The organism is Borborobacter xinjiangensis (assembly GCF_047739745.1).
Classification (GTDB): Bacteria; Pseudomonadota; Alphaproteobacteria; order Rhizobiales; family Rhizobiaceae; genus Pseudaminobacter.
Genome location: NZ_JBLLVA010000028.1, coordinates 1 through 18,084, shown reverse-complemented (window position 1 = coordinate 18,084; position 18,084 = coordinate 1). Strand labels below are relative to the sequence as shown.

The 18,084-nt window shown below is 63.5% G+C and carries 10 protein-coding genes; 6 read left to right on the top strand and 4 right to left on the bottom strand.

Annotated elements, in window-relative coordinates; all coding sequences use genetic code 11:
- The first annotated feature begins 155 nt into the window (after positions 1–155).
- The 4 genes from ACLKMW_RS21720 (at position 156) to ACLKMW_RS21705 (ending at position 10,660) form a co-directional block, all read left to right on the top strand.
- Positions 156–2,210 carry a M3 family metallopeptidase gene (locus tag ACLKMW_RS21720; RefSeq protein ID WP_415726617.1) on the top strand — a complete coding sequence of 685 codons (2,055 nt, stop codon included), beginning with the start codon at positions 156–158 and terminating at the stop codon, positions 2,208–2,210.
- 221 nt (positions 2,211–2,431) lie between these two features.
- Positions 2,432–4,258 (top strand): translational GTPase TypA, encoded by a 1,827-nt coding sequence (typA, locus tag ACLKMW_RS21715; RefSeq protein ID WP_415726616.1) that lies wholly within the window; start codon positions 2,432–2,434, stop codon positions 4,256–4,258.
- 220 nt (positions 4,259–4,478) lie between these two features.
- Complete coding sequence (locus ACLKMW_RS21710) at positions 4,479–9,260, top strand: NAD-glutamate dehydrogenase (protein WP_415726615.1); 4,782 nt, start codon at positions 4,479–4,481, stop codon at positions 9,258–9,260.
- A complete protein-coding gene (locus ACLKMW_RS21705) occupies positions 9,257–10,660 on the top strand; it encodes an MFS transporter (protein ID WP_415726614.1) in 1,404 nt (467 codons plus the stop codon). Before ACLKMW_RS21710 ends, ACLKMW_RS21705 begins: the two co-directional genes overlap by 4 nt.
- Positions 10,661–10,679: 19 nt before the next feature.
- On the opposite strand, the gene purH is transcribed toward ACLKMW_RS21705, so the two are convergent.
- From purH to htpX, 4 genes are all read right to left on the bottom strand, one after another.
- On the bottom strand, positions 10,680–12,296 hold the full coding sequence (gene purH / locus ACLKMW_RS21700; protein ID WP_415726613.1) for a bifunctional phosphoribosylaminoimidazolecarboxamide formyltransferase/IMP cyclohydrolase: 1,617 nt from the start codon (positions 12,294–12,296) through the stop codon (positions 10,680–10,682).
- Positions 12,297–12,382: 86 nt separating this feature from the next.
- Positions 12,383–14,098, bottom strand: a complete 1,716-nt coding sequence (locus ACLKMW_RS21695) for a heparinase II/III family protein (protein WP_415726655.1) — start codon at positions 14,096–14,098, stop codon at positions 12,383–12,385.
- A gap of 114 nt (positions 14,099–14,212) precedes the next feature.
- Complete coding sequence (locus ACLKMW_RS21690; RefSeq protein ID WP_415726654.1) at positions 14,213–15,610, bottom strand: RsmB/NOP family class I SAM-dependent RNA methyltransferase; 1,398 nt, start codon at positions 15,608–15,610, stop codon at positions 14,213–14,215.
- Positions 15,601–16,596, bottom strand: a complete 996-nt coding sequence (gene htpX, locus ACLKMW_RS21685) for a zinc metalloprotease HtpX (protein ID WP_415726612.1) — start codon at positions 16,594–16,596, stop codon at positions 15,601–15,603. The genes ACLKMW_RS21690 and htpX overlap by 10 nt, the downstream gene beginning before the upstream one ends.
- Before the next feature lie 110 nt (positions 16,597–16,706).
- Between htpX and ACLKMW_RS21680 the strand changes: the two genes are divergently transcribed.
- Complete coding sequence (locus ACLKMW_RS21680; protein ID WP_415726611.1) at positions 16,707–16,925, top strand: DUF1674 domain-containing protein; 219 nt, start codon at positions 16,707–16,709, stop codon at positions 16,923–16,925.
- A 192-nt stretch (positions 16,926–17,117) separates the two neighbouring features.
- Positions 17,118–17,585, top strand: coding sequence for a thermonuclease family protein (locus ACLKMW_RS21675; RefSeq protein WP_415726610.1), 468 nt, complete (start codon positions 17,118–17,120; stop codon positions 17,583–17,585).
- Positions 17,586–18,084: the final 499 nt, after the last annotated feature.

Below are 18,084 nucleotides of genomic sequence, written 5' to 3'. Positions count from 1 at the left end.
GCGGCGGCTGGCCGTTGCCTTGTTGCACCCTGCGCCCCTAGACAGTTTCGGGGCTGTATTGAAACGGTCTAGAGTTGCGCGAAGGACCGTGCGAACCTACATCGACCGTGCCCGCCGCACCGCGCATTCATTCAATTCGAAAGACCCCATCCTTGATGCCCGCCAAAGACAAGATCGATCTCGCCACTCATCCTTTGACACAATGGGACGGCCCGCTCGGCCTGCCGGATTTCGCGCGCATCCATGACAGTGATTTCGGCCCGGTTTTCGATGCCGCGTTGAAGGCGCATGAGACGGAGATTGCCGCCATCGCCGACAGTCCGGACCCGGCGACGATCGACAACACATTGAAGGCACTGGAGCTCGGCGGTGAGGCGCTGGACCGGGTCTCCTCCATCTTCTGGTGTCGCGCCGGTGCGCACACCAATGAAAATATCCAGACGCTCGAGCGTGAAATCTCGCCGAAAATGGCGCGGCATTTCTCTGCCATCTCGATGAACGAGAAGCTTTTCGCCCGCATCGACGATCTCTATGCCCGCCGCGAAACGCTCGGTCTCGATGCCGAGACGCTGCGCGTGCTGGAGCGAAGCTGGAAGGGTTTCGTCAGAGCCGGCGCGAAGCTTGCTGCCGACGGCAAGGCAAGGCTTGCCGCGATCAACGAGGAACTGGCCTCGCTCGGCGCCAATTTCGGTCAGAACGTGCTTGCCGACGAGCGCGACTGGGCGCTGTTCCTCGACGAGGGCGACCTCGCCGGCCTGCCGGATTTCCTGAAAAGCGCCATGGCGCAGGCCGCCGAAATGCGCGGGCAGAAAGGCCGCTACGCCGTCACCCTCTCGCGCTCGATCTACGAGCCGTTCACGACATTCTCGCAGCGCCGCGATCTTCGGGAGAAGGCTTTCCGCGCCTTTGCCGGCCGGGGCGAAACGGGTGGAGCGACCGACAATGGCGACGTCGTCCGGCGCACACTCGAACTGCGCGCCGAAAAGGCCAGACTTCTCGGCTATGAAAGCTACGCGGCGCTGAAACTGGACGATACGATGGCCAAGACGCCGGCGGCGGTCTTGGGCCTCCTTGAGCCGGTCTGGGACAAGGCGCGCGAAAAAGCCGCCGCCGATCAGATCGAGTTACAGCGCCTGGCGGCAGCCGAAGGCAGCAACGAGCCGCTCGCCGCCTGGGACTGGCGTTACTACCAGGAAAAATTGCGGGCCGAAAAATACGCCTTCGACGAAGCCGAACTGAAGCCCTATCTGCAGCTCGAACGCATTATCGACGCCTGTTTCGATGTGGCGACGCGGCTGTTCGGCATCAGCTTCGTCGAAAAGTCCGGTATTGCCGCCTGGCATCCCGATGTGCGCGTTTTCGAGGTTTTCAATGCCGATGGCAGCCGGCGCGGGCTGTTTCTCGCCGATTACTTCGCCAGGCCCTCCAAGCGTTCGGGCGCGTGGATGAGCGCGCTGCAGTCCGGTTACAAGCTAGGCCACGGTTCGAAACCGATCATCTACAATATCATGAATTTCGCCAAGCCAGGCGCGGGCGAGGCAGCGCTGCTGTCGCTCGACGAGGCCAAGACGCTGTTTCATGAATTCGGCCACGCCCTGCATGGAATGCTCTCCAATGTGACCTGGCCCTCGGTCGCCGGCACATCGGTGTCGCGCGACTTCGTCGAACTGCCCTCGCAGCTTTACGAGCATTGGCTGACCGTTCCGCAAGTGCTGGAAAAGCACGCGCTTCACTACAGGACCGGCGAGCCGATGCCGAAGGCCCTGCTCGACAAGATGCTGGAGGCAAGAACCTTCGGCGCCGGCTTCAACACGGTGGAGTTCACCGCTTCGGCGCTGGTCGACATGGCCTATCATGCCCGCGCCGATGCACCGGCAGACCCGCTCGCCTTCGAGGCCGAGACGCTCGCAGGGCTGAATATGCCGGATGCCATCGTCATGCGTCACCGCACGCCACACTTCCAGCATGTGTTTTCCGGCGAAGGCTACTCGGCCGGATACTATTCCTACATGTGGTCGGAGGTGCTCGACGCCGACGCATTCCAGGCCTTCGAGGAAACCGGCAACGTCTTCGATCAGGCCATGGCCGAGCGGTTGCACAAATACATCTACGCCGCCGGCGGCTCGGCCGATCCCGAGGAACTCTACACGGCTTTTCGCGGCAAGATGCCATCGCCCGACGCCATGATGGAAAAGCGCGGCTTGGTATGAGCATCGGACCGAAAAGTGGAAGCCGGTTTTCGGTTTGATCCGATGCTCCATCAAGGTTTTTAGAGCGTCCTTTGTGCGTCTAGTTGGACGCACGGCGCTCTGAGCGGCGGACGGATTTTCGTCCGCCTCTTTCGCAATTGCGAAAAACCATGTATGAGCGCGCCCACAAACGAAACGCGGCGCGGCGCATCGGCGTGCCTGCAACCTTCCCGGATCCAACAATGAAACTCCGCAATATTGCGATCATCGCACACGTTGACCATGGCAAGACGACGCTGGTCGACGCGCTCCTGAAACAGTCCGGCTCCGTGCGCGACAACCAGCGCGTGGCCGAGCGCGTGATGGACTCGGGCGACATCGAAAAAGAGCGCGGCATCACCATTCTCGCCAAGGCCACTTCGGTGGAGTGGAAGGATACCCGCATCAACATCGTTGATACGCCCGGCCACGCCGATTTCGGCGGCGAGGTCGAACGCATCCTCAACATGGTCGATGGCGCCATCGTGCTGGTCGACGCGGCCGAAGGTCCGATGCCGCAGACCAAGTTCGTCGTCGGCAAGGCGCTCAAGGTCGGTCTCAAGCCGATCGTGGCAATTAACAAGATCGATCGCCCGGACGCCCGCCACACCGAGGTCATCAACGAGGTGTTCGACCTGTTCGCAGCTCTCGACGCCACTGACGAGCAGCTCGATTTTCCCATTCTCTACGGCTCGGGCCGCGACGGCTGGATGGCCGCAAGCCCCGAAGGTCCGAAGGATCAGGGCCTGGCGCCGATGTTCGACCTGGTGCTCGACCACGTGCCGGCGCCCAAAGTCGGCGGCGGCCCGTTCCGCATGATCGGCACCATCCTGGAAGCCAACCCTTTCCTTGGCCGCATCATCACCGGCCGTATCGAATCCGGCACGCTGAAGCCCAACCAGGCCGTCAAGGTGCTGCACCATGACGGCACGCTGCTGGAGAACGGCCGTATCTCCAAGATCCTGGCTTTTCGCGGCATCGAGCGTCAGCCGATCGAGGAAGCGCAGGCGGGCGACATCGTGGCCATTGCCGGCCTTTCCAAGGGCACCGTCGCCGACACCTTCTGCGATCCCGCGGTGAACGAACCGATGAAGGCCCAGCCGATCGACCCGCCGACCGTCACCATGTCGTTCCTTGTCAACGACAGCCCGCTTGCCGGCACCGAAGGCGACAAGGTCACCAGCCGCGTCATCCGTGATCGCCTGCTGCGCGAGGCGGAAGGCAATGTCGCGCTCAAGATCGAGGAATCGGCGGACAAGGATTCGTTCTACGTGTCCGGGCGCGGCGAGCTTCAGCTTGCCGTGCTGATCGAGACGATGCGCCGCGAGGGGTTCGAGCTTGCCGTGTCGCGCCCGCGCGTCGTCATGCAGAAGGACGACAACGGCCAGTTGATGGAGCCGGTCGAGGAAGTCGTCATCGACGTCGACGAGGAACATGCCGGCGTGGTGGTGCAAAAGATGTCGGAGCGCAAGGCCGACATGGTCGAACTGAAGCCTTCCGGCGGAAACCGCCAGCGCCTGGTCTTCCATGCGCCGACACGCGGCCTCATCGGCTACCAGTCCGAACTGCTGACCGACACGCGCGGCACGGCGGTGATGAACCGGCTGTTCCATTCATACCAGCCCTACAAGGGGGAACTGCCCGGACGCACCAATGGCGTGCTGATCTCCAACGAGCAGGGCGAGGCCGTCGCCTATGCGCTGTGGAACCTCGAAGATCGCGGGCCGATGGTCATCGACGCCGGCGTAAAGGTCTATCAGGGCATGATCATCGGTATTCACTCCCGGGACAACGACCTCGAAGTGAACGTGCTGAAGGGCAAGAAGCTGACCAATATCCGCGCCGCCGGCAAGGATGAAGCGGTCAAGCTGACGCCACCGGTGCGCATGACGCTGGAGCGGGCGCTGGCCTGGATCCAGGACGACGAACTGGTCGAGGTGACGCCGAAGACCATTCGTCTGCGCAAGCTCTATCTTGATCCCAACGAGCGCAAGCGCTTTGAAAAGTCGAAGACGGCCGGCGCCGCGTAAGCCGGTCATCTTTCCCGCGGCGCCGGATCTGAATGCCGGCGCCCACGCATCGCGTTCGGGGGCTTCCGCCTGAACCAAAACTTCCTGGCCGCAATTTCGTCGCTCAGCGACGCAATTTCCTTTCGTGCGACATTTGTATTTCGCATCAATGCGATGTCGCCAAGCACGTTTCATCTGCTACGATGGCAGCGAAGCTCGTGACGAGGGGGGTGTCGGCATCATGGCAAGCAGCGTCAGATCGGGGTCCACGGCAAAGAAGGCCGTGACGTCGAGAGCGGGTGAAAAGCCGGCGCATCTTGCAGACTATTTGCTCGCCCGAGCTTCGGAAGAAGACGTCTCCGCCTATGATCCGGCCATGCTCGGCAAGGCTGCGGAACTTGCCGAGCATGCAGTCTTCCGGCATCGCAAGGGCGCAAGCGTCGTTGCCATCGATCTTGACACCGGCATCCGGCTCGGCGAGCGGCCGCTGACGATCATCACCATCGTCAACGACAATATGCCGTTCCTGTTCGATTCCATCCTTGGCGAGATAACCGAAAGCGCCGGCGAACCGACATTCGTCACCCATCCGGTCCTTCTGGTCACACATGGCAAGAACGGCGTCGAGCGCATCCTTGGTGAGGGCGGACCGGCAAAAAGCGATCATGGCGCCGACCGGGTCAGCGTCGTCCATGTCCATATCAGGGCGCTTACGGCCAAACAGGCCAGCAATTTGGAAGAGCGCCTGAAGAACGTACTGCTGCAGGTGCGGGCCGCCGTCGCCGATTGGAAGCCGATGCTGGCGCGGCTCGACCAGGCGGTAAGCGAGTTCCGCTATTCGCCGATCCGGCTCGACCAGGGCGCAATGGCGGAGGCCGTCGCTTTCCTGGAGTGGCTGCGCGAGGATAATTTCGTCTTCCTCGGCATGCGCGAGTTTCGCTACACCGGCGACCTGAAGAGCGGCACGCTGGACCGTATCGGCAAGCCCGGTCTCGGCATATTGGGCGATCCGGGCGTTCTGGTGCTGCGCCGCGAGGCCGACGTCCACACGACGACGCCCGAAATCCGCGCCTTCCTGCATGGCCCCGATCCGCTGATCGTCACCAAGGCCAACGCCAAGTCGATGGTGCACCGGCGCGTCTATCTCGACTATATCGGCGTGAAGACCTACGACGCCAAAGGCGCGCTGCTCGGCGAGTTGCGCATCGTCGGCCTGTTCACGTCTTCGGCCTACACCCGCTCGGTGATGAAAATCCCCTACCTGCGTTCAAAGGTGCAGGCGGTCATCGCCAAATCCGGCTTCGATCCGGCCGATCATTCCGGCAAGGCCCTGATCACCGTGCTGGAAGGCTATCCGCGCGATGAACTGTTTCAGATTAACGTGCCGACGCTGCGCAAGCATGCGCAGGCCATACTCGGTCTGATCGAACGGCCACGCGTGCGTGCGCTGGTACGCGTCGACCAGTTCGATCGCTTCGTCTCGGTCATCATCTTCGCGCCGCGCGACCGGTATGACAGCGTCGCTCGCGAAAAAATGGGCACTTATCTGAAGACCGTGTTCGAGGGCCGGCTGTCGGCCTATTATCCGGCCTTCCCGGAAGGCGGCCTGGCGCGCGTCCATTTCATCATCGGCCGTTCCGGCGGCAGAACGCCGAAGGTCGAGGAGCATGTGATCGAGGCTGCGGTCCGCGATATCGTGCGCACCTGGGAGGACGCGCTGGTCGAGGCGGCGGCCAGCTCCGGCGCGGATGCGGGTCTCGCCGCCATCGCGGCACGTTTTCCCGAAAGCTACCGCGGCAGCTTTTCCCCCGAAGTCGCCCTGGTCGATGCCGGCCGGATCGCCGAGATCGACGAAGGCCATCCGATTGCCGTCGACTATTACCGCGACACCGGCCAGCAGCCGGAGCAGGCGTCCCTGAAAATCTATCATCATGGTGCGCCGGTATCGCTTTCGCGGCGCGTGCCCATTCTGGAGAATATGGGCTTTCGGGTGATCAGCGAACGCACCTTCGAGATCGGCGACGAAGCTTCCGAGCCCGTCTTCATCCACGACATGGAACTCGAAAGCGCCTATGGCAAGACGATCGACCTGACCGACGAGGGCGGGCTGTTCAAGGAAGTCTTCCTGTCGGTGTGGCGCGGCGACGCCGACAATGACGGCTATAACGCGTTGGCGCAGACCGCCGCACTGGGCGCTCCCGCCATTGGTATCTTGCGTGCCTATGGCCGCTATCTGCAGCAGGCCGGCATTCCGCAGAGTCAGGACTTCATTGCCGCCTCCCTCAACCGTTATCCGCAGATCGCGGGCGCGCTGTTCAGCCTTTTCATCGCGCATTTCGATCCGGCCGCAAAGGACGGCGAGGTCACGGCAAAGCACTTGAAGGCGGCGATCAAGGACGCGCTCGAACAGGTGCCCAATATCGACGACGATACGATTATCCGGCGCTATCTGAACCTGATCGAAGCCTCGCTGCGCACCAATTATTTCGTTGCCGGAACCAAAGAGAGAGGCGAATCACTGGCGATCAAGCTGGATTCCCGTGCCATAGAGGGCCTGCCCGAACCGCGTCCCTGGCGCGAGATCTTCGTGTATGGATCGGAGGTCGAAGGTGTGCATCTTCGCTTCGGACCGGTGGCGCGCGGCGGCCTGCGCTGGTCCGACCGGGCCCAGGATTACCGCACCGAAGTGCTCGGGCTGGTCAAGGCGCAGCAGGTCAAGAACGCAGTCATCGTGCCGGTTGGCGCCAAAGGCGGCTTCTACCCGAAGCGCCCGCCCTCAAGCGGTGGCCGCGAAGCCGTGTTCGAGGCCGGCAAGAAAGCCTATGTCAATTTCGTCTCAAGCCTGCTTTCGGTCACCGACAACCTCGAGGGCGACAAAGTGGTCACCCCGAAGGATGTGCTGCGGCGCGACGGCGACGACCCCTATTTCGTCGTCGCCGCCGATAAGGGCACCGCGACATTCTCCGACACCGCCAATGCCATCAGCGCCGCGCATGATTTCTGGCTGGACGACGCCTTCGCCTCCGGCGGGTCGGCCGGCTACGATCACAAGAAGATGGGCATTACCGCGCGTGGCGCCTGGGAGGCGGTGAAGCGGCATTTCCGCGAGATGAACCGCGACATCCAGACTTCGCCGTTCACCGTGGTGGGCGTCGGCGACATGTCGGGCGACGTGTTCGGCAACGGCATGTTGCTGTCCGAACAGACGCGGCTGATTGCGGCTTTCGACCACCGCGACATCTTCATCGATCCGGACCCGGATCCCGCAGCTTCTTTTGCTGAGCGACAGCGCCTGTTCAACCTGCAGCGTTCGAGCTGGCAGGACTACGACCGTTCGAAACTGTCGGCGGGCGGCATTGTCGTCTCGCGCGGCCAGAAATCGGTGACGCTGTCCACGGAGGCGGCCAAGGCCATCGGATTGGAAGGGACCGTCGCCTCGCCAAGCGAGATCATACGGGCAATCCTTCGCGCGCCGGTCGACCTGCTCTGGTTCGGCGGCATCGGCACCTATATCAAGGCGACGAACGAGACCAATCAGGAGGTCGGCGACCGCGCCAACGATGCGATCCGCGTCAACGCCGCCGACCTGCGCGTCAAGGTCATCGGCGAAGGCGCCAATCTCGGCGTCACCCAGCGCGCCCGGATCGAATTCGGACTGCTCGGCGGCCGATGCAATTCGGACGCGATCGACAATTCCGGCGGCGTCAACTCGTCGGACGTCGAGGTCAACATCAAGATCGCGCTCGCTTCGGCGATGCGCAAGGGAACGCTGACGCGGCCAGCCCGCAACAAGCTTCTGGCCGACATGACCGATGAGGTCGCTTCCCTGGTGCTGGCCAACAATTACCAGCAGACACTGGCGCTTTCGCTGCAAAGCAAACGCGGCGTCGCCGACCTGCCGCATCAGGCGCGTTTCATCAGCGCGCTGGAGCGGCGCGGGCTGCTCGACCGCGGGGTCGAGACGCTGCCCTCGCCCGCGGCACTTGCGGCGCGCGAGGCACGCGGCGAGCAACTGACCCGGGCTGAACTCGGCGTGCTGCTGGCCTATGCCAAAATCGTGCTCTTTTCCGACATCGTCGGCAGCGATCTGCTCGACGATCCGCATTTCGAGCGCGATCTGATGGAGTACTTCCCTCGGAAAATGCAGAAAAAATATGCCGCCGAGATCGCAGGCCATCGGCTGCGGCGCGAGATCATCGCGCGTGTGCTGGCCAACGACCTGGTCAATCGCGGAGGGCCATCCTTCGTCAACCGATTGCAGGAGGCAACCGGACGCACGGCAGCCGACGTCGTGCGGGCCTTCGTGGTTGTTCGCGCCGGTTTCGACCTGCCGGCGCTCTACCGCGAAATCGATGCGCTCGACAACCGCATCGACGGACAGGTGCAGCTGGACCTTTACCAATCGCTCGGCCGGCTCATCTTCGTGACCAGCGGCTGGTATTTGCGCAACGACGACGGCGAAGGCACGGTTGACGCCCAGATCGCCGCCCTCCACAAGGCGCGGCTGGCGCTGGAGCCGAAATTGCCCTCGCTGCTGCCATCCTTCGACAAGGCGCGCCTGGAGGGGCGCCGGCAAGGCTTGGCGGCGCTCGGCGCCCCGGAGCTTCTTACGGAACGCCTGGCGATCGGCGATGTCGCCGAGTTCATTCCGGACATTTCGCTGGTCGCCAAGGCAGCGGATACCGAAATCGTCGCGGCCGCCAGGGCATTCTTTTCAGTCAGCGACGCGTTCCGCATCGCTCGGATCGAGAGCGCGGCACAAGCGATCACGCCTTCGGACTATTATGACGGCTTGGCGCTGTCGCGCGCGGGCGACACGATCGATACGGCGCGACGCGGCATCGCAGTCGCCGCCCTCACGGCTTTCGGCGCCTCCGACGATCCGGTCGGAGCCTGGCTTGCCGCCGGGGGCGAGCGCATCTCGCGCACGCGCGAACGCCTGCAGGGCCTGACCGAAGGCGGCGACCTCACTGTCTCGCGGCTCTCCGTCGCTTCCGGCCTCATGAGCGATCTTACCAGTTGACCCGGCGCGCAATCGACATCGAACCGGCGCATGAACGGACGAAGACCGCCTCGCGCGCGGGCATCTGGGGCTGGATGTTCTTCGATTGGGCGGCACAGCCGTTCTTCACGGTGGTCACGACCTTCATCTTCGGTCCCTATGTGGTCTCCCGCATGGCCAGCGACCCGGCAATGGGACAGGCGGCCTGGGCCTACGGCATCGCCATTGGCGGCTTCGTCATCGCTATATTGTCGCCGATACTGGGCTCGATTGCCGACCAGACCGGCCCGCGCAAGCCGTGGATCGCCTTCTTCGCCGCCATCAAGATCGCCAGCCTGTGCGCGCTGTGGTTTGCCGCTCCCGGCTCACCGCTCGTGCCGGTTATCCTGCTGTTTTCGCTTGCCGCGGTTGCCGCCGAGTTCTCGGTTGTATTCAACGATTCCATGATGCCGAGACTGGTCTCGAAATCCGAGATCGGCAGGATTTCCAATATCGCGTGGGGGCTGGGCTATCTAGGCGGCATGATCGTGCTGATCTTCGTCGTCGCGCTGATGGCCGGCTCGCCCGAAACCGGCCGTACGCTGATCGGCGCCGAGCCATTGTTCGGCCTCGACCCCAAGCTCGGCGAGGACGCACGGGCGACGGGGCCGCTGTCGGCGCTCTGGTATTTCATTTTCATCCTGCCGATGTTCTTTTTCACGCCCGACGGCGCCCGAGGCATGCCGCTTCGTCCTGCGGTGCGGCAGGGCCTGACGGAATTGAAGGCCACGCTCGGCGAGGTGAGAAGGCGCAGCGGCATCCTGCGTTTCCTCCTCGCCCGCATGGTTTATCAAGACGGCGTGAATGCGCTGCTCGGCCTCGGAGGCGTGTTCGCCGCAGCGATGTTCGGCTGGTCCGTCACCGAAATCGGCCTGTTCGGCATTATCCTCAATGTCGTTGCGATCTTCGGCTGCCTTGTCGCCAGCCGGCTCGACAGCGCATTGGGCTCCAAGGCGGTGGTGATGATTGCGCTGGCGGCGTTGATTGTCGCCACCTCCGGCATTATCTCCACAGGGCCCGGCTTCACCCTGTTCGGCGTCTTGATGCTTCCGGGCACCGATACGGGCGGAATGTTCGGGACGCCAGCCGAAAAGGCCTATATCGTTTTCGGCCTGCTGGTCGGCCTTGCCTTCGGCCCGGTGCAAGCTTCGTCGCGCTCTTATCTGGCGCGCAGCGTCACCGCCGACGAAGCGGGCCGCTATTTCGGCATCTACGCGCTTGCCGGGCGCGCGACCAGCTTCGTGGCACCTTTTCTTGTCGCAACCGTCACCGCCGCCAGTGGCTCGCCGCGGCTCGGCATGGCGGTGATCCTGCTGTTCCTTGTCGGCGGCATGGCGCTCCTGTGGCCGACGCCCTATCCCGCCGACAATCCGGAAACGTAATCCACGTTTCGTTGCGGGATCAGTGCCTGAAGTGTCGAGTACCGGTGAACACCATGGCGATGCCATGCTCGTCGGCTGCGGCGATCACCTCGTCGTCACGCATCGAGCCGCCCGGCTGGATAACGGCGGTGGCGCCGGCCTCGATCGCTGACATCAAGCCGTCGGCGAACGGGAAAAAGGCATCCGAGGCCACCACCGAGCCCCTGGTCAGCGGCTCGGCCAGCCCCGCTGCCTCAGCCGCATCGAGCGCTTTGCGCGCGGCGATGCGCGAGGAATCCACACGGCTCATCTGGCCGGCGCCGATGCCGACCGTGGCAAGGTCCTTGGCGTAGACGATGGCGTTCGATTTGACATGCTTGGCGACCCGAAAGGCGAATTTCAGATCGGCCATTTCCTGGGCGCTCGGCGCCCGTTTCGTCACCACCTTGAGGTCGAGCCCGTCAACCACGGCATTATCACGGCCTTGCACCAGAAGGCCGCCGGCAACCGACTTGACGGCGAGCCCCGGCGCGCGTGAATCAGGCAGGCCGCCGGTGACCAGCAGGCGCAAATTCTTCTTGGCCGCAATGATCGCCTGAGCCTCCTCGCTCGCCTCCGGCGCGATGATGACCTCGGTGAAGATCTTGACGATCTCCTCCGCCGCCTCCGCATCGAGCAGGCGGTTCACGGCGACGATGCCGCCGAAGGCCGAAACCGGGTCGCAGGCAAGCGCCTTTTCATAGGCTGCCTTCAGCGTGTCGCCTTCCGCCACGCCGCAAGGATTGGCGTGCTTGATGATGGCAACGGCCGCGGCCCGTGCCGGATCGAATTCGCCCACCAGTTCGAACGCCGCATCGGTGTCGTTGATGTTGTTGTAGGAAAGTTGCTTGCCTTGAAGCTGCGTGGCGGTGGCGACGCCGGGCCGCTGGTCGCTGGTGACGTAGAAGCCGGCGGTTTGATGAGGGTTTTCGCCGTAGCGCATGACGCTTTCGAGCTTGCCGCCGAAAGCCCGCCACGTCGGCGCTTCGATTTCGAGCGCTTCGGCGAACCAGCCGGAGATCGCCGCATCATAGGCTGCGGTGCGCGAAAACGCCTTCGCCGCGAGCTTCTTGCGCAATTCGAGCGATAGCGATCCGCTGTTCATCTCCAGCGCATTGAGCACGGCCGCGTAGTCCGCAGGATCGACGATCGTCGCGACATAGGCATGGTTCTTGGCCGAGGCGCGTACCATCGCCGGTCCGCCGATGTCGATATTCTCGACAATCGAAGAATAATCCGCGCCGGACTGCCGGACCTCCTCGAACGGATAGAGATTGACGACGAGAAGATCGATTGGTTCGATGCCATGCGCGTGCATCGCTTCGGCATGTTCGGCATCGTCGCGAATGCCAAGCAGCGCGCCATGCACCGAAGGATGCAGCGTCTTTACGCGACCGTCCATGATCTCGGGAAAGCCTGTCAGTTCCGAGACGTCGCGCACGGCGATGCCCGCCTCGGCGATGGCGCGCGCGGTGCCCCCGGTAGAAACGAGTTCCACGCCGACCCCGCTGAGTGCCCGGGCGAACTCCAAGAGCCCGGTCTTGTCGGAAACGGAGATCAGCGCGCGACGGATCGCGACCAGATCCGGTGCGGGAATGTTCTTGGAGGCGACGGCCATTGCGTTAACGCCCTTCTGTTTTGAGAGGATGCGCAGGGCCTACCATACTGCGCCGGGAAATCAAATGTCCGAGGGCACCAAGCCACTCAATCCTGCGGCCGCGCTTGCGCGGAGAGCCGCTTGAACCGCCAGCGGACTTCGGGCTTCTGGGAAGCCTTGAAGGCCAGCACGATCTGACGGCTGTGGCGCGGCCCGCCAAGGCCGGCAAAGAAGATGGATTCCTCCACCGCGGGCTCCACGTCCTTAGAGGTCAACACCCAACTGTCGGAATGGGGAGTAGCCAACACCAACCGGCCATGCTCATCCTGATAAAGCAGGACATCAGGGTGGATGTGGAAGCGAATGGTGACGAGGTCTTGGCCATTGTCACGAGGCGTAGCGCCGCCGGCAAGCAGGAAGCGATCGATGCCGCTCAGCACGTCGCCGCCTTCCGACAGCGTCATTTCCCGTTCGTGATAAATGCCGAAACGGGAGACATATCCGTCATGGCTGGCGACGAAGCCCTGCATTTCCTTGGTATCGAGGCGCTCGGAGCGCACATGCCGGGGACCGCCGATCAGCAGCGAGCCGAGCAGGCCGTTGACGCGCGGTGAATGATTGAAACGAGCCGAGGAGGTGTCGTTCAGGGAGGCCGTCGAATGCGCGGCGGTGGCACGGGAAAGCGGCCGGAACTCGTCGGCGCCGAAGGCGTCGACGCCTGCATTGACGATATAGTGCTGGCGCCCGGATGACATTTCGAACGAAAGACAGCCGGCATGAGCCGTTTCCGATACTTCGCTGGGCGGCGGTACGCCGGTATCGGCGATAACCGTTGTCGTGCCTAGCGAAAGGCGCTCATAGCCTGAATGCGGTGCATGCAGCAGCGGCGCGCCGGCCGTATCGTCATGGCGCATGATGGCGACGATGCGGTCGTGGATGGTCACGCCCATGCCGTTGAAGCGGGCGAGGCTGCCATCCTGGTGGCGGAAGAAACGCAAAGCCGGCAGCATCCGCTCGATTGCGCCGATCAGCGCATCCGGCGGCGCTTCGGCCTGGTTGGCATAGGTCTGGCGCAGCGGCAGCAGGTCGGCGAGCAATTCCAGCACGGCCAAGGGATTGCGCGAGATGTGCCCGCCATCGGGCAGGATTTGCCGGTCGAGTTCCTCGGCCAGGTTGCGAGTGGCGCCTCGCAGCGCCGAGATCGGCGCCGGCAGCGATAGCGCGGCAAACGCAAGCGCAATGCGGGCGCGCAGGCGCTCTTCGCCGTCGGGCATTTCGCGGGCGATCGAGCGCAGATAGCGGATCTGAAGTGCCAGCGATTTCAGATAGCTGCGGTAGAAGCGGAATTCCGCGCCCTGCAGCACCACCGACGAATGCTGCAGCCAGGCGATGATGCGCCTGGCCGTCGTCGCCGGCTCCCAGGCCACGCCGGAAATCCGGTTGCCATGGCTGGCGATCCAGTCAGACACCAAAGCGCGAGCATTGGCAGCGGCCAGTTCGGTGCCGGCGGCGCGCATGTGGCGCAACCAGCGGAAGCTGTGCAGCGATTTCTGCCAGTTGCGATCCGGCACTTCGATGCGGAAGGGCGATTCACCGCCGGTTTCGACGAAGTGGCCGGCGAGCGGGTAGCGTCCATAATAGATTTCGAGTGCAATCTGCTGGTCGGCGAGCCTCAGATCAGGCGGTGCGATCAGAACGCGCTCGGGCGTGCGTCCGGTGTAGCGCCAGCGATAGACCGGGCCGGCGCGCAAACGGCCGCGAGCCTTGCGCCAGATCTCCTTGGCGACGAGCGCCCAAAGGCCAGCCGTGTTGCCCGCCGCCATAGACAAGAAATCACTCCAGACATGCACCCCCCGGCCGTAAGATTTATATGATTCAAGGCATTGTGCGAAGGCGTATTTGTCCGCCATCCGCAACTGGGGATAAGTGCCTGCTTTTCAGTCGGTGCGGCGCAACCTCGCGGCGAAGAAGCCATCAAGTCCGGAAATCTCCGGACGGCCCAAATCCATATCCGCCGGCGTGGTGCGCAACGTGCCTTGCGGCGTCAGGAAATCATCCGTGCCGGCGATTTCGCCAGGTCGGAGAGGATCATTTTCCACAGCCGGTTCATCCGTCAGGAATCGCTCATAGAGCATCTCGCCTTCGAGCGGATCGAGCGAGCAATTGGAGAAGACCACGCGTCCGCCCGGCTTCACCATCGACACGGCACGGCCCAGCATGCGGCGCTGCAGGTCAGCGAGCTTTTCAATGTCGGCTGGCGATTTCGTCCACGGCACGTCCGGATGACGGCGAACGGTTCCGGTGGAGGAACATGGTGCATCGAGCAGCACCGCATCGAACAGCGCCGGCGGCTCGAACTGGAAAATATCTGCATGGACGGTCTCGGCGGAAAGGCCGAGCCGCCGCAGGTTCTTCTCCAGCCGGGCAAGCCGGTTCTTGGAACTGTCCAGCGCGGTAACATTTGCGCCGGCCAGCGCCAGCTGCGCCGTCTTGCCGCCGGGTGCCGCACACAGATCGGCAACATGCAGCCCTGACAGATCGCCAAGCAGCCGTGCCGGCAGGCTTGCGGCGGCATCCTGCACCCACCATGCACCTTCCTCGAAACCCGCCAAATCCGGCACATTGGCCGCTAGCCGCTCGACCCGCACCGAACCGGTCGGCAGCACGATGCCGCCCAGCCTTTCAGCCCAGGCTTGCGGATCGGATTTCACGGAAAAATCGACCGGCGTCTCCAGCCGATGCGCGGCAAGAATTCGGCCGGCGGTCCGATCGCTATAGGCGGAAACCAGCCGGCTGCGGAACCACTCGGGTGCATCCTGCGTGTCGGCGAGCATCGCCGGCAGTTCCTCGGCCTTGCCGCGCGCCAGCGACCGCAACACGCCGTTGACCAGGCCGGAAAAACGCGCGGTGCGCGAGTCCGTCTTGGCGTGGGTAACCGCCAGATCGACCGCGGCGCTGTCGGGAATATCGAGAAACAGGATCTGGGCGGCGGCGACATGGAGGATATGTGCAAGCGCGGTGGCATTTGCCGGAAGCGCCCGCTCCAGCCGCGCCGAGATCAGATTATCGATCGTGCGCCGATAGCGCAGCGCGGTTACCAGTATCGCGCGAACGAGCGCGCGGTCGCGCATGTCGAGCGCCCGGAACTGCGGGTGGCCGTGCTCGTGATCCGTCAATCCGTCGAGCGAGGTCCGCGCGTCGATGACAGCCGCAAGAAGTTTTGCGGCGGCCTTGCGCGCGCCAAGGCCGGCAATGCTGTCGTCACCGGTTCGATGAGCGTCCTGTTTCGATGATTGAGACGAGCGGCGGGCGGGCCTTCCCACGCTCACGACCAGGGGCCTTTCGGCCCTGTCGGATTGCGGCCCCATGGACCGGACGGCGCGGCCGGCTTGGACTGGCGAGCCGGCGCGGAGGGAGCGTTCCACGGTCCGGTCTCCGGACGAGCTTCTTGCTCTCGCCGCATGCCGCCGCCCATGCCGTCCTCACGCGCCATCTGCTCAAGTGCGGCGATGCGGTTTTCGGTGTTGGGATGGGTCGAGAATAGATTGTCCATGCGCTCGCCGGAAAGCGGATTGATGATGAAAAGATGCGCGGTGGCGGGATTGCGCTCGGCATCGGGATTGTGGATGCGTTGAGCGCTGCGCGCGATCTTGTCAAGGGCGGAAGCGAGCCACAGCGGATTGCCGCAGATTTCCGCACCGCGCCGATCGGCCGAATATTCGCGCGTGCGGCTGATCGCCATCTGCACCAGCATGGCGGCGAAGGGCGCGACGATCATGGCGACCAGCACACCGACAATGCCGAGCGAATTGTTGTTGTCGCGGTTTCCGCCGAAGAAGAAGGCGAAATTGCCGAGCATGGAGATGGCGCCCGCAAGGGTTGCGGTGATCGTCATTGTCAGGGTGTCGCGGTTTTGCACATGCGCCAACTCATGCGCCATCACGGCGGCGACTTCCTCATAGGACAACCGCTCAAGCAGCCCGGTGGTCGCCGCAACCGCGGCATTTTGCGGGTTTCGTCCGGTAGCAAAGGCGTTCGGCTGCGGATTGTCGATAAGATAGACCTTGGGCATCGGCAGGCCGGCGCGCTGGGCAAGGTCGCGCACGATCGAGAAGTATTCCGGCGCATTGCGCTCGTCGACCTCGACGGCGTGGTGCATGCGAAGCACCATCTTGTCGGCGTTCCAGTAGCTGAACAGATTCATGCCGGCCGCGATCAGGAAAGCGATCGTCATGCCGCCCGAGCCGCCGATCAGATAGCCCACGCCCATGAACAAAGCCGTCATGAAAGCAAGCAGCATCGCCGTGCGAATGGTGTTCATCGTCCACTCCATCTTCGCCTGCAAACGAAAGGGTCGATCCGCGCCGCAGGTTCCGATATATGATGGGTAGAAAATCGTCCGGTTTCAATTGCCGGGACGGGAGATTGCGAATGTCCGAAACCATCGTCAAGGACCAGGGGAACAGCGCGTCGCTCGATCGCAAAGCCCTGACACCTGCCGCGGAGCGTGCCTTACGCGAGGCCGAGGAACGCCGGAAAGCCTATCTGGCCAAGGAAGCCGAACTGCCACGCGAGATCGGCGGACGCGGCGGCAACGAGCCGGTGCGTTACGGCGACTGGGAGATCAAGGGCCTCGCCGCCGATTTCTGACCGTCACTGCGACGCAGCCGACATGCCGCTGCTAGGAATCGCCGACTAACCACCGTCAAGATGTGGACCGCGAACAGTGCGCGGTGCCCCGGCGAAGCTGCCTTTCAAGGTATCTGACCGCCTACCGCACGCGCGGAATGCTGCCGTATCGAGGCATTGCGCTCTCCACAGATTAGGAATAAATCCCTTGAAATGGTTTCGCAACGATTCTTCTGGGCAATGGGGCTGGCGCCGATCGGCCTGCTAGCCTGTGCGCTGGCGATCGCGACACCGGCAATCGCAAAATCGCTCAAGCTCTTTAAGGGGCCGGTCGCTGCAAGCGTTATCCAGGTTCTTGATGGCGACACCTTCCTGGCCGAAGCTCATCTGTGGCCCGGCCAGTCGCTGCGGGTGAATATCCGCATCCGCGGCATTGACGCGCCGGAAATGAAGGGCCGCTGCAGTGCCGAGCGAGAGGCGGCACTGCGCGCACGCGACGAGCTTTCGCGGCTCCTCAAACACGGTACGGTTTCGATTTCCAACATTGGCGGGGCCAAATATTACGGCCGGGTGCTGGCGGATGTGGGCACCGAAGAAGGCGACGCCATCGGCGCGATCCTTCTCGAGCGGCGTCTCGTGCGGCCCTATTCGGGCGGCAGGCGGCGGGGTTGGTGCGGCTAGGACCGAAAAGTGGAATCCGGTTTCGGAAAGTCCGATGCTCCAACAAGGAGATATGCGTCGTCACGGACGCACGCCGATCTGAGTTGCGCGACCCATCGACAAACGAAAAGGCCGCCGCTTCAGGTGAAGCAGGCGGCCTTCCGTGGCTTTCGTCCAGTGCGCGGCCGTCAGCCGTGAGCCTCTCGGCTCACGTGCCGCGCGTCATGCGCTTTAACGGGAAGGCTGCTTCCCGAAAAGGCAATCCGCTGAGGCCACGCTCTGGAAAACGAAATCACTCGACATCGGATCACCTCCTTTCAATTCGTTGAACACGCGCCCCAATGTGGGGCCTCGGGTCCGCCGGCGCAAGGGCCCGTCAGCTTAAGTCTTTTACGCCGGCGCTCTCCTGTTCTGGCGGTTCTGGATGAGGTCGTCGACGACGGAGGGGTCGGCGAGGGTTGAGGTGTCGCCGAGCGCGCCGAAATCGTCCTCGGCGATCTTCCTGAGGATGCGGCGCATG